Source organism: Stenotrophomonas terrae (assembly GCF_039674165.1).
Classification (GTDB): Bacteria; Pseudomonadota; Gammaproteobacteria; order Xanthomonadales; family Xanthomonadaceae; genus Stenotrophomonas; species Stenotrophomonas terrae_A.
This window is the reverse complement of the sequence record NZ_JBDJMY010000014.1, coordinates 1-15,460: the sequence shown is the minus strand read 5'-3', so window position 1 is coordinate 15,460 and position 15,460 is coordinate 1. Positions and strand designations below refer to the sequence as shown.

Sequence of the window (15,460 nt, the reverse complement as noted above, 5' to 3'; positions counted from 1 at the left end):
CGGTAGATAGGAACAACGCCATGTATTTCAAATCACTGGACTACCCGATCATCATCATCGATGCCGACTACGAGTCGCCGCGCATCAACGGCATCCTGATCCGCGCCCTGGCCGATGAGCTGCGCAGGAACGACCAGCGCGTGCTCTCCGGCCTGAACCTGGACGATGCCCGCGCCGGCGCACGCACCTATGTGGCCGCCTCGGCGGTACTGATCTCCATCGACGGTACCGAGGACGACGACGATCAGTTCCAACGCCTGCTGGCATTCCTGCGTGAGCAAAGCCAACGTCGCGCCGACCTGCCGGTGTTCCTGTATGGCGAACGCCGCACCATCGAGAAAATACCGAGCAAGCTGCTCAAGTTCGTGCACGGCTACATCTTCCTGTTCGAGGACACCAAGAGCTTCATCGCCCGCCAGGTGATGCGCGCGGCCGAGTCGTACATGGGCAAGCTGCTGCCACCGTTCTTCAAGGCCCTGGTGCACCATTCTGCGGAGTCCAACTATTCGTGGCATACGCCAGGCCATGCAGGCGGCGTCGCCTTCACCAAGTCACCGGTGGGGCGTGCGCTGCATCAGTTCTATGGTGAAAACACCCTGCGCAGCGATCTGTCGATCTCGGTGCCGGAGCTGGGTTCGCTGCTCGACCATACCGGCCCGATCCGTGAGGCCGAAACCGAGGCCGCACGCAACTTTGGTGCGGACCATACCTTCTTCGTCACCAATGGCACCTCCACCGCCAACAAGATCGTCTGGCATGGCACGGTCGGACGCGGCGACATCGTGTTCGTGGACCGCAACTGCCACAAGTCGCTGCTGCACGCGCTGATCATGACCGGTGGCATCCCGGTCTATTTCACTCCCAGCCGCAACGCGCACGGCATCATCGGCCCGATCAGTCTGGATCAGTTCTCCGCAGAAGCACTGCAGAAGATGATCCAGGCCAATCCCTTGGCCAGCAAGGCGGCCAAGCCCGGCGTCAAGCCGCGCATCGCGGTGGTCACCAACTCCACCTATGACGGGCTTTGCTACAACGCCGAGAAGATCGCCGACAACCTCGGCACAGCGGTGGACTTCCTGCACTTCGACGAAGCCTGGTACGCCTATGCCGCGTTCCATCCTTTCTACGAGAACCACTACGGCATGGCCAAGGGCAAGCCGCGCGAGCAGGACGCGATCATCTTCACCACCCATTCCACGCACAAATTGCTGGCTGCGTTCTCGCAGGCATCGATGATCCATGTGCGCAATGCCGCCACGCGCGAACTGGATGCCGAGCGTTTCAACGAATCGTTCATGATGCACACTTCCACCAGCCCGCATTACGGCATCATCGCCGCCTGCGATGTCGCCTCGAAAATGATGGAGGGTGAGGCCGGCAAATCGCTGGTGCAAGAAATGCACGATGAAGCCGTCACCTTCCGCCGGGCGATGCTGCATGTCGGCGAAGACCTGGGCCGTGATGACTGGTGGTTCAAGGTCTGGCAACCCGATGGCGTGGAGCGCAACCTGGCCAAGGGCGACAGCTCCAAGCCGATGGTCACCTCGCGCCCGGACTGGTACCTGCGCCCGGCTGCGCACTGGCACGGTTTCGACAACCTGGCCGATGACTATGTGCTGATCGATCCGGTCAAGGTGACGTTGCTGACGCCAGGGCTGGCGATGGACGGAGAGATGGGCAAGTTGGGCATCCCGGCGGCGGTGCTGAGCAAGTTCCTGTGGTCACGCGGCATCACCGTGGAGAAGACCAATCTGTATTCGGTGCTGTTCCTGTTCTCGATGGGCATCACCAAGGGTAAATGGAGCACGCTGGTCACCGAGTTGCTGGCGTTCAAGGACCTGTACGACGCCAACGCACCACTGAGCCAGTCGCTGCCCAGCCTGCTCGAAGGCGGTGCGACGGCCTACGCTGGCTGGGGGCTGCGCGATCTGTGTACGGCCCTGCATGACTTCAACCGCGAATTCCGCGTGGCCGAGGTGATGCGCGAGATGTATGTGGAGCTGCCGGAACCGGTGATCACCCCGGCCGAAGCCTACAACCACCTGGTGCGCGGCGAGATTGAACGGGTGGACATCGACCAGCTCAGCGGCCGCGTCGCTGGCACCATGCTGGTGCCCTACCCGCCAGGCATCCCGACCATCATGCCCGGTGAACGTTTTGGCGCCAGCGACGAGCCCATCATCCAGTCACTGCGCATCGCCCGCGAGCAGAACGCGCGCTTCCCGGGGTTCGAATCGGATGTGCATGGTTTGATCATCGACACCAGCGGCGAGAAGCCGAGTTATCGGGTAGAGGTTTTGAAGATTTGACCGCAAGGAAAAAGCGGAACCCAGGCTGTTTCTTCTCCCGCTTGCGGGAGAAGGTGGCCCGCAGGGATGGATGAGGGGAGCTTTTGGCTTTTGGCTTTTGGCTTTTGGCTTTTGGCTTTTGGCTTTTGGCTTTTGGCTTTTGGCTTTTGGCTCTGGCTCCGCTCCGCTCCGCTCTGCTCTGCTCAGATCAAAATCTGCTCCACGTGCTATCAAAGCGCCCTCACCCCAACCCCTCTCCCGTAAACGGGAGAGGGGCTTTCAAAGCCTGCCCCCCCCTTACATGGCTACTGCGCCGTCAACCCGCAAATGACCAGCACACGGAAAGAACAACAGGTGTTGCAACGCTCTATCGCCGCAACCGTACTGGTCGCGGCGATCGGTTTCTTTGGCGGCATGCTTGCCCGCTCGCAGGCGATCCTGTTCGATGGCATCTACAGCATGGTGGATCTGGCGCTGACGCTGGTGGCACTGGCGGTGCTGCGGCTGATGGCCAAGGAACAGAGTCCTCGCTTCCAATATGGGTTCTGGCACCTGGAGCCCATGGTTGAAGCGCTGGGCGGCGCCATCCTCAGCCTTGCCTGCATCTACGCGCTGGCCAACGCGGTGATCGGCCTCAGCGATGGCGGCCATGAAACACGACTCGGCCCCGGCCTGCTCTGGGCCGCGCTGCTGGTGGTGGTGGACCTGGCGATGGCAGTCTGGATCGGTCGCCACGCCCGTCGACTGCAATCGGGCCTGCTGGCGCTGGATGCGCGCGCCTGGCTGCTGACCGGCTTGATGAGCCTGGCGGTGGTGCTGTCCTTCGTCATCGCCTTGGCACTGCGCGGTGGCGCGCATGAACACTGGATTCCCTACCTGGACCCGCTGGTGCTGGCCTGCATCAGCCTCGCTACGCTGCCGGTACCGCTGCGTGGCGCGTGGAAGGCCGCCCGTGAAGTGCTGCAGGTTGCCCCCGACGAGCTGGACCAGCTGGTGCAACAGGTGATGCAGCAGTTCGTCGACAAGCATCGGTTTGAAGGCTTCACCAGCCATGTGGCCAAGATCGGCCGCATGCAGTTCGTCGAGATCCACATCCTCACCCGCGCCGACACCCAACTGGGCAGCATCGGTGACGTCGACCGCCTGCGCGATGAAATCGCATCACAGCTGGACGCACGCTCCGGCCGCTTCTGGCTGACCATCGATTTCACTTCCGATCCGGCCTGGACATGAGCACGGCAACACCCCGGAAAATGGGCCTGACCATGGCGACCATGCTGGTCGCCGGCAACATGATTGGCACTGGCGTATTCCTGCTGCCGGCCAACCTGGCCACGGTCGGCAGCATCTCCTCGGTGGGCTGGCTGATTGCCACCGCCGGCGCCATCGCGCTCGGGCTGGTGTTCGCCCGCCTGTCGCAACTGGACCCGCAACCGGGCGGGCCGTACGCCTACGCGCGCGACGCATTCGGCAACTACATCGGCTTCGTCAGCAACTACGCGTATTGGTTCGGCAACTGGATCGGCAATGTCGCCATCGCGCTGGTCGTGACCGGTTACCTCAGTCACCTGTGGCCATGGCTGCAGGATGTCTATCCGCGCCTTGGCTTCACCCTGGCGGTGATCTGGCTGCTGAGCCTGGCCAATGCACGCGGCGCCCGCTGGATCGGCGCGCTGGAAACCGGCACCTTGCTGTTGGCGCTGATCCCGATACTGGGCATCACCATCTTCGGTTGGTGGTGGTTCGACCCGGCGCTGTTCAGTGCCGGCTGGAACGTCAGCGGCATGGACGACAGCGCGGCGATCTCGCGCAGTGCGTCCATCGCGCTGTGGGCGTTCATGGGCGTGGAGAGCGCGGCGGTATCGGCCGATGTGATCGACAACCCCAAACGCAACATCCCGCTCGCCACCCTGCTTGGGCTGGCGCTGGCAGCGGTGATCTACATCAGCTGCTCACTGGTGATCATGGGCATGGTGCCGATGGCCCAGCTGCGCGATTCCTCGGCGCCGTTCGCCGATGTCGCGCAGTTGATGGTCGGGCCGTGGGGCGTGCTGGTGATCGCACTGTGCGCCATCTTCAAATCGGTGGGTGCGCTGGGCGGCTGGATGTTGCTGGTCGGGCAATCGGCCAAGGCGGCGGCAGAGGATGGCCTGTTTCCGCGCGTGTTTTGCCGGCTCAACCGCCACGGCATGCCAGGCACCGGGCTGATGATCGTGGCGGTGTTGATGAGCGGCCTGCTGCTGGTGACGTCCTCGCCCACCCTGGCCCGCCAGTTCGACCAGCTGACCAATATCGCGGTACTGCTGACCATCATTCCTTACCTGTTCTCGGCCGGCGCGCTGATCACCACCACGCTTGAGCGTGGCGAACAGGGCTGGATGCGCGCCGCCTGCCTGCTGACTGCCGCCGTGGCTGTCACCTACTGCCTGTACGCCCTGCTCGGCGCAGACGCCGAACTGCTGGCCTACGCCACCGTGGCAGTCCTGTTCAGCGCGGCACTGTACCCGTTCTTCCGCCAGCGGATGCTGGGGACTGGCAAGACCAGCAGGCCATCGCGCAGCGACTAGGTCAAAGCCTGGAAGACCGTAGTCGATAGCGATGCCGCTCGCCATCCAGCTGCGTACGCAGTCGCTCCGCAGCCAACCGTCGGGCCATCGCAACGATCTCCCCGGTTTTCGTGCATCGCCGGTTCTGGACTGGACGCCGCGCCCTGTGCGAGCGGCACAAGCCGCGCAAATCGCGCACTTGTCCGCTGCAGGCACCAGCGCATTGGCGCCCCTCAGCATCGCAATCCTTGCATATCACCTGCATCGGTCTTGATGAAAATCAAACATCTACCCAACAACAAGCGCCAGCGCGGCGGCCCGTTGCAATGTTCCAATTCAACCAACTCACGCCAACGTGTTGACACCTGCATCACCTGTTGAACATCTTCGTTCCCGCAGATAACGGCAGTCACCCATCAATACCCGTGGAGCTGAGCCCGCAATGGAAGCTAGTGCGACATCGCAGACACGACCATCAACAGGCAACATGCTGCAGGCAGCGAAGATGCCACCCGCTCCGCGTTATCGCAGTGACGATACTCAGCGAACGAACCCGCTTTTCTTTGCTACCACCATCAGCTGTCGCCGACGGATCTCCCCGCCTCACCCGCCAGTGCCAGATCTCTGCAAGGCAGCGCACAACGGGTTGAGGCGCCCGCACTGCACACCGGCCACGAGTCTTCCGCCACACGCCGCCAGCAAGGCCTTTGCTTCGATTGACGCCGCCCCGATCGATCACCCGGGCAAAGCATCGAACGGCGCCACTGGCGACACCTGAGCACTCGCTGCGCTGAGCGCTCATGTAGCGGCGTTCCAGCGCAGCTTTCCCCTTCCATCAACACGGTCGCTTCCGCGCGGTGCGGAACGCGAATGGGCAACGCCGTGCCTGAAAAAAAACCACCCCGCCATCGCCCCGCACTGCCAGCACCCGCAATACCAACGCGCAGTACCGCAGCAGAAAAGCAGGCGTACAAAGCCCCGGCACCGCCGGTTCCGTACCACCACCACTGGAGAGAGTTCATGCAGAAATCGTTCGCCCCGCCAAGACGGCGGGCTGCAGCCATCAACGGTATCAGTCGCCTGTCCTTGGCCCTGCTTTCAGCAATGGCCGCTACACAGCCGGTAATGGCCCAACAGCCGGCAACCGAAGCGGAAACCGCTACCAAGGATCTGGACGCTGTGATGGTCAGGTCCACGCACCAGGTAAAGCCGCTTCAGCGCACGCCGATCTCGATCAGCGTCGTTACCGCCGAACAGCTTGATCGCACCAATATGAGCAACATCTCCGACCTGCAGTATCTGGCCCCGGGCGTTTCGTTTTCGGCCACCGCAGGCACCGCCAACGGCGGCGGCTTCCAGGTTCGCGGTATCGGCACGCAAGCGTTCAGCGTCGCCTCCGAGCAGACCGTGGGCACGGTGGTTGACGATGTCGTCATCGGCATCCCACGCGACCCCGGTGTGACCGGCTTCAGCGATATCGAACATATCGAAGTGCTGCGTGGCCCGCAGGGCACCTTGTTCGGCAAGAACGCCTCTGCCGGCGTGGTCAACATCAGTACCCGCAACCCCGAGATTGGCAGCAACGCCACTTCACTGTCGCTGTCGCTGGGCCAGCGCAACGAACATGTGGCGCGCGTCACCACCAATCTTGCCGTCGGCGATACGTCCGCATTCCGCCTGTCGGCCTATTTCAAGGAGCAGGACGGGTCCATAGCAAGTGCCTTCCACGATTGGAATATCGGCGACCAGACCGGTCGCGGAGTACGCGGCAAGTGGCTGTGGTCGCCCACCGAAAACCTCGACCTGCTGCTGATCGCCGAGCGGCAGACCTTGCTCAATCGCACGATTGCCATACCGTACACGCTGGGCACCGACCAAGGGTTCAACAATGCGCTTGCCGGGCTTGGCGAGGTGGGTGGCGACAACTTCCGCAGCCTGGGCGACGCCGATGCAATGGCGTTTCAAGGGGTGACCGGCTTTTCCGCAAAGGCCGATCTGAAGCTACCCAATGGTGCCCAGCTCACTTCGATCAGCGCTTACCGTGGTTCCACCGTGAACCAGATGCACGACATCGACCAGACCCCAGCCAACTTTCTGAACAACAACCTCACCACCATCCGCGCCCATCAGATCAGCCAGGAATTCCGCCTTGCCGACAGGCTGTTGGATGAGCGGATGGACTATGTCCTGGGCGCCTATTACGTCAACGTGGCCAGTACCTACGAGTATTTTGCCTACGGCGGTTTCAACTACGACATGCCTGAGCCCGATTCCCTGTTTTCACTGAACGGACCAAAGCAGCATGTGGACGCGGACACCAAGAGCTATGCCTTCTACGCCAATACCAGCTACCAACTGAGTGATCGCTGGGCGGCCAGCGCTGGCCTGCGCTATACCCATGACAAGGTGGTCGCAGGCATGACCCCGATCGACGTAGCCACCATCAATGGCAAGCCGCTGCTGCCAATGAACACCGTGCTGGCCTCGTCGGGGCAGATCAGCAAGGACAACGTGTCTGGAAAGGTTGCGGTGCAATTCCAGCAGACGCCTACGTTGATGTGGTACGCGAATGCGGGCACGGGATACAAAGGCCCGACCATAGACCCCACAAACACTGGGTCAGACCGGATCCAGCCTGAGAAATCCACAGCCTACGAAGTCGGTATGAAGTCGCAGTTCCTTGACCGCAGCCTGACTGTGAATGCCAGCCTGTACCGTTCGGACTTCAAGGATTTCCAGGCGCAGGTGTATGTGCCGGAAACCACCGGCTTTGCGATGTCCAACGCCGGCAAGATGCGCACCCAGGGCATGGAGCTGGAGATCAACTGGCGGCCTACCGCTGACTTCACTGTCAATGCCAATGGCGCGATCACCGATGCCGAGTTCATCGATTACTTTGGCCGCTGCAATCCCACCAGCGAAGCAAAATGCACGATCGTTGACGGCATTCTGCAAGGGGACCTGTCCGGCTTCGCGCCAACATTCGTCTCCAAGTACAGCTATTCCCTCAACGGCATTTACTACCGTTCCTTCGGTGAAGGCCTGGCCTTCAATGCCAGCGCCGGCTGGACCCACAAGAGTGGGTTCTACAACGCCGTTGCGCAGGCCCATACCAAGAGTGACGGCTACGGTTTGCTCAACCTTTCCGTCGGCATTGGTGCTGAAGACGGACGCTGGGATGTGTCGGTGTATGCACGCAACGTGCTCGATGAGCATTACCGCAGTCTCATTGATTACGGCATAGTCAATACCGGCGGAATCATGCAGTTCCTGTCGCCCGATAGCTTCCGCACCGTCGGCGTAACGCTGAGCATGAACTTCTAGCCGGGCAGCTGGCAGCGTCCGGATCGCAACGCAGGCGACACTCCTCTCGTTGGCGGCAACCACGCCCCCAATGCGCCTTCGTTGCGATGCGGCAACACGCCGTTCTCAACCGCTCCGGTCAGTCCGATGCGGTCAACCGGCAGTACTCCAATCGCGCATATCCGGCCCTGAATACCCACCACGGCACGCCGCCTGCCAGCACGCAGGCACCGCGGCTTGGACCGCCCGGCCAGCGCCAGCCCGCTCGGGCTTCGTCCTGCCACGGCACAACGCCTACAATGCTCCTCTTTGCGGCAGCCCCCTGCCCGACCGACAAAGTGGACCCCGCGTGACCGAGAAGAAGCCCGAACACACCCCGTTGATGAAGCAATTCTTTGCAGCCAAGTCCGAGTACCCGGACCTGCTGCTGTTCTTCCGGATGGGCGATTTCTACGAACTGTTCTATGACGATGCGCGCAAAGCCGCGCGCCTGCTGGACATCACCCTGACCCAGCGCGGCAGCTCCGGCGGTGCGCCGATTCCGATGGCCGGTGTACCCGTGCATGCCTTTGAGGGCTACTTGGCGCGTTTGGTGGCCGTGGGCGAATCGGTGGCGATCTGCGAGCAGATCGGCGACCCGGCGCTGGCCAAGGGCTTGGTCGAGCGCAAGGTGGTGCGCGTGGTCACGCCTGGCACGGTCACCGATGAAGCACTGCTGGACGAGCGCCGCGACACCTTGCTGATGGCATTGTCACGTGGCAAGGCCGGTTATGGCTTGGCCTGGGCCGATCTGGCCGGTGGCCGCTTCCTGGTCAACGAGGTGGACACCGATGACGCATTGGAAGCCGAGCTGGCCCGGCTGGAACCGGCCGAATTGCTGGTCCCCGACGAAGACAACTGGCCCGAGTTCCTGCGCCATCGCAATGGCGTGCGCCGCCGCGCACCGTGGCTGTTCGATGCCGACAGCGGCCGCCGCCATCTGCTTAACTTCTTCAAACTGCATGACCTCACCGGTTTCGGCATCGATGACAAAGCGCGCGCCACCGGCGCTGCCGGCGCGCTGCTGGGCTACGTCGAGGAAACCCAGAAGCAGCGCCTGCCGCACCTGACCTCCATCTCGATGGAAAACGCCGGCGAAGCGATTGCGATGAATGCGGCCACCCGCCGTCATCTGGAGCTGGACACGCGCGTCGATGGCGACACCCGCAACACCTTGCTCGGCGTGCTCGACAGCACCGTCTCGCCGATGGGCGGGCGCCTGCTGCGGCGCTGGCTGCACCGCCCGCTGCGTCTGCGCAACGTGCTGCAGCAGCGCCACCACGCGGTTGCCACGCTGATTGATCGCGGCACCGACGCCGATCTGCGCGACAGCTTCCGCGCGCTCGGCGACATTGAACGCATCCTCACCCGCATGGCGTTGCGCTCGGCACGCCCGCGCGACTTCTCCACTCTGCGCGACGGTCTGGGCCTGCTGCCGGCAATCACCGCGCAGCTGGAAGCGCTGGATTCGCCGCGCCTGCAACAGCTGCGTGCCGAGCTTGGCTCACACGATGAAAGCGCGCACCTGCTGGCCAGCGCCGTTGCCGAGCAGCCGCCGTTGAAGCTGTCCGATGGTGGCGTGATCGCCGAAGGCTACGACGCCGAGCTCGATGAACTGCGCCGCCTGTCCACCCACGCCGACCAGTTCCTGATCGATCTGGAAGCGCGCGAGCGCCAGGCCAGCGGCATCGCCACCCTGAAGGTTGGCTACAACCGCGTACACGGCTATTACATCGAAATCAGCAAGGGCCAGGCCGACAAGGCGCCGGTGCATTACACCCGTCGCCAGACCCTGACCAACGCCGAGCGCTACATCACCGAGGAGTTGAAGAACTTCGAGGACAAGGTGCTGTCAGCGCGCGAGCGCTCGCTCAGCCGCGAAAAGCTTCTGTATGAAGGCCTGCTCGATATCGTCGGCCAGCACCTGGAGCCGCTGAAGCGCTGCGCCGGTGCATTGAGCGAACTGGACGTGCTGGCCGCATTCGCCGAACGTGCGCAGGCGCTGGATTGGTCGCAGCCGGAACTGCAGGAAGACGCCTGCCTGCGCATCGAACGCGGCCGCCATCCGGTGGTCGAAGCGGTGCGCGATGCGCCGTTCGAACCCAACGATCTGGACCTGCACCCTGACCGCCGCATGCTGGTCATCACCGGCCCGAACATGGGCGGTAAGTCGACCTATATGCGGCAGAACGCGCTGATCGTGCTGCTGGCCCATATCGGCAGCTTCGTGCCGGCCAGCCGCGCGGTGATCGGCCCGATCGACCGCATCCTGACCCGCATCGGCGCCGGCGACGACCTGGCCAAGGGCCAATCCACCTTTATGGTGGAAATGGCCGAGACCAGTTACATCCTGCACCACGCCACCGAGCATTCAGTGGTGTTGATGGACGAAATCGGCCGCGGCACCTCGACCTACGACGGTCTTGCCCTGGCCGACGCGGTGGCCCGCCACCTGGCCTACCAGAACCGCTGCTACACCTTGTTCGCCACCCACTATTTCGAGCTGACCGCACTGGCCGATGAAAGCCATGAAGGCGGCGCCAGCGGCATCGCCAATGTTCACCTGGATGCGGTGGAACACGGCGACACGCTGGTATTCATGCATGCGGTGAAGGATGGCCCGGCCAATCGCAGCTTCGGCCTGCAGGTGGCCGCGCTGGCGGGCCTGCCCAAGTCCACCGTTGCCCAGGCGCGGCGCCGCTTGGCCGAACTGGAACAGCGTGGCGGCGAAACCCAGAGTGCAGCGATGGCACCGCAGGCGCTGGATGCGCCGCAGCAGTTTGGTTTGTTCGCCGCGCCGAATTCAGCGGCGTTGGATGCCTTGCAGGCAATCGACCCGGACGAGCTGACGCCGAAGCAGGCCTTGGAGGCCTTGTATCGGGTGAAGTCGTTGATCTGAGGCGGGCGCTGGCGATCTGCTTTGAGCCCCTCTCCCCTTACGGGAGAGGAGTTGGGGAGAGGGGCGCCGGAGTAGCAATTTGAAGCCGTCGAAGCAGTACCACGAAGCCCGCTGTTGCCGGAAAAGACCGGGGAAACTGCCAGAGCTTGATCTCCTCGGCGGTTCCGTTGCTCCCAGCTTCGCGGCTTATGCCGCTCCCACAGCTTCAACAGCTTCAACAGCTGGGATCAATGCATCGTCCTTGGCGTTGGCACGCAGCGCTGCCGGCCGCTGCAGATGCGGCGCGACATAGTTCTCGAACGCCGCCAGCGGCTCCAGCTCGCCTACCCGCATGTAGTAGCCGAGGAAGGCGACCATATACAGATCGGCCACGGTGAAGCGGTCGCCGACCAGGTACTTCCTGCCTTGCACCGCACCGATCAAGGTGCGCATCAGGTCCGCCTCGCTGCCGTAGCCGGCCTCGATTGCCGGTGCGAGCGCGCCGTGGCGGCGTGCGGTGATGAAGGACTCCACCGGCCCCGCTGCAAAGAACATCCAGCGATAGCACAGGCCGCGCTCGGCGCTGCCTACCGGCGGCAGCAGGCCCTTGTCCGGCACCAGGTCGGCCAGGTGCAGGCAGATGGCCGCGTTCTCGGTCAGCACCACATCGCCCTGGCGCAGCGCCGGTACCTTGCCCATCGGATTGATCGCCAGGAACTCAGGCGATTTCATGCTTTTGCCGTACTCCAGCAGTACCTCGTCGTAAGCCAGGCCGGTTTCCTCCAGCATCCAACGGGCGATACGGGCGCGGGAATAAGGATGGGTATAGAACGTCAGCGTGTTGCTCATGGCAGGCACCTCGTTGGAAGAGCCTGCAGTGTGCGCAGGGGCTGCTGACAGCTGCTGTCAGCAGTCAACCCTTGCGGTGCTGCAGCTGCAGCGCCCGCCAGCGCTTGAGCAGGCTGTGGCGCTGATCGGGATAGCGGCGGCCCGTGTCCTCCAGCGCCAGCATCCGGTCGGCGCGGAAATGACGGAAATCGCCACGCATCTCGCACCAGGCCGCCAGAAACCGCAGCTCGGCCATGAAGGCCATCGCAAATGGCCAGATCACCCGTTCGCTGGCCTGCCCTTCGGCATCGCAGTACTGGATGCGCACCGCATTGCCTTCGCGGATGGCACGCCGCAGTGCCGGCAACCACGGTTCGGGTTCGCTGCGCTTCCATTGCGGGGCGAACAAGCCACTGGTTTCCACCTGCAGCCGCAGCGGCTCGGGCAACACGCCGGTGAGCCTGTCCAGCGCGTTGCCGGCGGCGGCAGCCAGTTCCGGATCGGCATGCGATACCACCCAGCGTGCACCCAGCAACAGGGCTTCCAGCTCTTCGGCGGAGAACATCATCGGCGGCAGCAGAAAGCCCGGCCGCAGTTGGAAGCCAATACCCGGATCACCGACGATCTCGGCGCCCTGCCCGCGCAATGCATCGATATCCCGGTACAGCGTGCGCAGGCTTACCTCCAGCCGTTGCGCCAGTTCGGCGCCGCGCACCGGCGTGCGGCGGCGCCGCAATTCGTCCAGCAGATGCAGTAATCGGGTGGCGCGCTGACTCATGGAACGGTCCACTGAAAGGGGTACGGCAGCAGTGCGCGCAGGAAGCCGACGCTACACCGGGCTTGAAAGAGGCGGGATCGATTCAAGCATGCTGACTGATAGGCAGACCCTATGGCAATGAACGGATCATTTGATTACTCATTTAACGATTCCGTGGTTAAAGTCGATGAAAGATGTCCCCCAACGCCAGCAGGAGCCAGCCATGAGCAACGACACCAAGCCGACCTGTCCGTATCACCAGGCCCCGTCACCGGAACAGGCTGCGCAATCGCAGCGTGACACCAGCACCACACCCAAGCAGAAGCACGGCGATGCCCCCGTCACCCCGCTGACCACCGCCTTCGGTGCACCGGTGGTGGACAACCAGAACAGCAAGACCGCCGGCCCGCGTGGCCCGCTGCTGATGGAAGATGTGTGGCTGCTGGAGAAGCTTGCCAACCTCAACCGCGAAATCATTCCCGAACGCCGCATGCACGCCAAGGGCTCCGGCGCATTCGGCACCTTCACCGTCACCCACGACATCAGCAAGTACACCCGCGCCAAGCTGTTCTCGGCGGTGGGCAAGCAGACCGAGATGTTCGCCCGCTTCACCACCGTGGCCGGTGAGCGCGGCGCGGCCGATGCCGAGCGCGATATCCGTGGCTTCGCGCTGAAGTTCTATACCGAAGAAGGCAACTGGGACCTGGTGGGCAACAACACGCCGGTGTTCTTCCTGCGTGACCCGCGCAAGTTCGGCGACCTCAACAAGGCGGTCAAGCGCGACCCGCACACCAACCTGCGCAGCGCCCGCAACAACTGGGACTTCTGGACCCTGCTGCCGGAAGCGCTGATGCAGGTAACCGTGGTGATGAGTGACCGCGGCATTCCGCGCAGCTTCCGCCACATGAACGGCTTCGGCTCGCATACCTACAGTTTCACCAATGAAGGCGGCGAGCGTTTCTGGGTCAAGTTCCACTTCGTCACCCAGCAGGGCGTGCAGGCACTGACCGATGCGCAGGCCGAAGTGCTGGTCGGCAAGGACCGCGAAAGCAATGGCCGCGACCTGTTCCAGGCGATCGAGCGCGGCGAGTTCCCGAAGTGGAAGCTGTTCGTGCAGGTGATGCCGGAGCTGGAAGCGGAAACCTACCGCATCCATCCCTTCGACCTGACCAAGGTGTGGCCCAAGAGCGATTACCCGCTGATCGAAGTGGGCGAATTCGAGCTCAACCGCAATCCGGACAACTGGTACATGGACGTGGAGCAGTCGGCATTCGCACCGAGCAACCTGGTGCCGGGCATCGGCCCGTCGCCGGACAAGATGCTGCAGGCGCGGCTGTTCGCCTATACCGATGCGCAGCGCTACCGGCTGGGCGTCAACCACCATCAGATCCCGGTCAACGCCGCCCGCTGCCCGGTCTTCAGCAATCACCGCGATGGCGCAATGCGCGTGGACGGCAACTACGGCGGCCTGCCGCATTACGAGCCCAACAGCTTTGGCCAGTGGCAGGAACAGCCGCAGTACCGCGAACCGGCCCTGAAGATCCGTGGCGATGCCGACTTCTGGAACTTCCGCGAAGACGACAACGATTACTTCAGCCAACCCGGCGCGCTGTTCCGCAGCTATAACGCCGAGCAGAGGCAGCGTCTGTTCGAGAACACCGCCCGCGCCCTGGGTGATGCGCCGGACTTCATCAAGCAGCGCCATATCGACAACTGCAACAAGGCCGACCCGGCCTATGGTGCCGGTATTGCCGCCGCCCTGAAGAAGCTGGCCGATGCCAGCGCGTCGGCCGATCCGTTCGCACCGCCGCCGCACCCGGGCAGTGATTTCCCCGCCGGCACCCCGGGCGCGGAGGACATCGAGCTGTAAGCCCGGCCAGAGGCTGAAACGCTGACAGACACACCGCCCGCCGCACGCGGGCGGTGTTGTTTCTACCCACAAACCAACACGTCACTGGCCTCTTCACTTACGCCCCCTTGCGGGAGTTACCATTCCGCTCGGCAACCCAACCTTCAAGGATCCACCTGATGAGCCTGACCGACGACCTCCTCTCCCAGCTGCAGGGCGCACCGCTGCAGCAGGTTTCGCAGCAGCTCGGCATCGACAGCCAGCAGGCCTCGACCGCGATCAGCGCCGCACTGCCGCTGTTGATGGGCGCATTGGGCAACAACGCGGCCAAGCCACAGGGCGCCGAAGCGCTGTTTGGTGCATTGCAGAACAACCATAGTGGTTTGGACATCGGCAGCGTGCTGGGCGCGGTGATGGGCGGTGGCAGCAGCCCGGCAGCCAACGGTGCCGGCATCCTCGGCCATATCTTCGGCGGCAGCCAGGACCGCGCTGAAACCGGCCTGGCCCAGGCCACCGGCCTGAGCCCGAGCACCTCCAGCCAGCTGCTGAAGATCCTCGCCCCGATCGTGATGGCCTACATCGCCCAACGCATGAGCAGCGGCGCAGCACCGGCCAATCCGGACGGCCTGGCGCAGGTCCTGGGCCAGGAGAAGCAACAGGTTGCGCAGGCTGGCGGCATCGGCGGCGGCCTGCTGGGCAGCGTGCTGGACCAGGACGGCGACGGCCAGTTCGGCGTCAGCGATCTGATCAAGCTGGGCAGTGGCCTGCTGGGTAGCGGCAAGCGCTGAGCGGCAAACGACCCACAGAAAACGCCACCGCAAGGTGGCGTTTTTGTATGTAGTGCCGAGCCATGCTCGGCAGGAGGCTTCACAAGCAATGCCCCGTAGTGCCGAGCCATGCTCGGCAGAGGCTTCACCGGCAATGCCCCGTAGTGCCGAGCCATGCTCGGCAGAAGCTTCACCGGTAATGCCC

General features: G+C 63.4%; 9 protein-coding genes. 7 read left to right on the top strand and 2 right to left on the bottom strand.

The genetic code is table 11. From position 1 onward, the window contains the following. The first annotated feature begins 20 nt into the window (after positions 1–20). The 5 genes from ABE493_RS08470 to mutS all read left to right on the top strand — a co-directional run bounded on the left by ABE493_RS08470 (position 21) and on the right by mutS (position 11,075). Positions 21–2,309 carry an Orn/Lys/Arg decarboxylase N-terminal domain-containing protein gene (locus tag ABE493_RS08470; protein ID WP_346498499.1) on the top strand — a complete coding sequence of 763 codons (2,289 nt, stop codon included), beginning with the start codon at positions 21–23 and terminating at the stop codon, positions 2,307–2,309. Between the two features lie 333 nt (positions 2,310–2,642). Then, positions 2,643–3,521: a cation diffusion facilitator family transporter gene (locus ABE493_RS08465; RefSeq protein ID WP_346498498.1), complete on the top strand. Its 879-nt coding sequence runs from the start codon at positions 2,643–2,645 to the stop codon at positions 3,519–3,521. Next, the gene (locus ABE493_RS08460; protein ID WP_346498497.1) at positions 3,518–4,855 is read left to right on the top strand and encodes an amino acid permease; all 1,338 of its coding nucleotides are present in this window, start codon (positions 3,518–3,520) and stop codon (positions 4,853–4,855) included. The genes ABE493_RS08465 and ABE493_RS08460 overlap by 4 nt, the downstream gene beginning before the upstream one ends. Positions 4,856–5,854: 999 nt before the next feature. Further along, entirely contained in the window at positions 5,855–8,158 is a 2,304-nt protein-coding gene (locus ABE493_RS08455; RefSeq protein WP_346498496.1) for a TonB-dependent receptor, read from the top strand. A gap of 361 nt (positions 8,159–8,519) precedes the next feature. Next, positions 8,520–11,075, top strand: coding sequence for a DNA mismatch repair protein MutS (gene mutS / locus ABE493_RS08450; RefSeq protein WP_346498565.1), 2,556 nt, complete (start codon positions 8,520–8,522; stop codon positions 11,073–11,075). A gap of 186 nt (positions 11,076–11,261) precedes the next feature. Here mutS and ABE493_RS08445 read toward each other — a convergent pair whose 3' ends face one another. Next, entirely contained in the window at positions 11,262–11,903 is a 642-nt protein-coding gene (locus tag ABE493_RS08445) for a glutathione S-transferase family protein (protein WP_346498495.1), read from the bottom strand. A 64-nt stretch (positions 11,904–11,967) separates the two neighbouring features. Further along, on the bottom strand, positions 11,968–12,660 hold the full coding sequence (locus ABE493_RS08440; RefSeq protein WP_346498494.1) for a helix-turn-helix transcriptional regulator: 693 nt from the start codon (positions 12,658–12,660) through the stop codon (positions 11,968–11,970). Between the two features lie 202 nt (positions 12,661–12,862). Here ABE493_RS08440 and ABE493_RS08435 point away from each other — a divergent pair, with 202 nt between their 5' ends. Further along, a complete protein-coding gene (locus ABE493_RS08435; RefSeq protein WP_346498493.1) occupies positions 12,863–14,509 on the top strand; it encodes a catalase in 1,647 nt (548 codons plus the stop codon). A 158-nt stretch (positions 14,510–14,667) separates the two neighbouring features. Then, positions 14,668–15,276: a DUF937 domain-containing protein gene (locus tag ABE493_RS08430; RefSeq protein WP_346498492.1), complete on the top strand. Its 609-nt coding sequence runs from the start codon at positions 14,668–14,670 to the stop codon at positions 15,274–15,276. The last annotated feature ends 184 nt before the right edge of the window (positions 15,277–15,460 follow it).

Coding starts and splice junctions, on each gene's coding strand:
- ABE493_RS08440 (WP_346498494.1), bottom strand. CDS start 12,660: ATGAGTCAGCGCGCCACCCGATTACTGCATCTGCTGGACGAATTGCGG.
- mutS (WP_346498565.1), top strand. CDS start 8,520: ATGAAGCAATTCTTTGCAGCCAAGTCCGAGTACCCGGACCTGCTGCTG.
- ABE493_RS08455 (WP_346498496.1), top strand. CDS start 5,855: ATGCAGAAATCGTTCGCCCCGCCAAGACGGCGGGCTGCAGCCATCAAC.
- ABE493_RS08445 (WP_346498495.1), bottom strand. CDS start 11,903: ATGAGCAACACGCTGACGTTCTATACCCATCCTTATTCCCGCGCCCGT.
- ABE493_RS08430 (WP_346498492.1), top strand. CDS start 14,668: ATGAGCCTGACCGACGACCTCCTCTCCCAGCTGCAGGGCGCACCGCTG.
- ABE493_RS08470 (WP_346498499.1), top strand. CDS start 21: ATGTATTTCAAATCACTGGACTACCCGATCATCATCATCGATGCCGAC.
- ABE493_RS08460 (WP_346498497.1), top strand. CDS start 3,518: ATGAGCACGGCAACACCCCGGAAAATGGGCCTGACCATGGCGACCATG.
- ABE493_RS08435 (WP_346498493.1), top strand. CDS start 12,863: ATGAGCAACGACACCAAGCCGACCTGTCCGTATCACCAGGCCCCGTCA.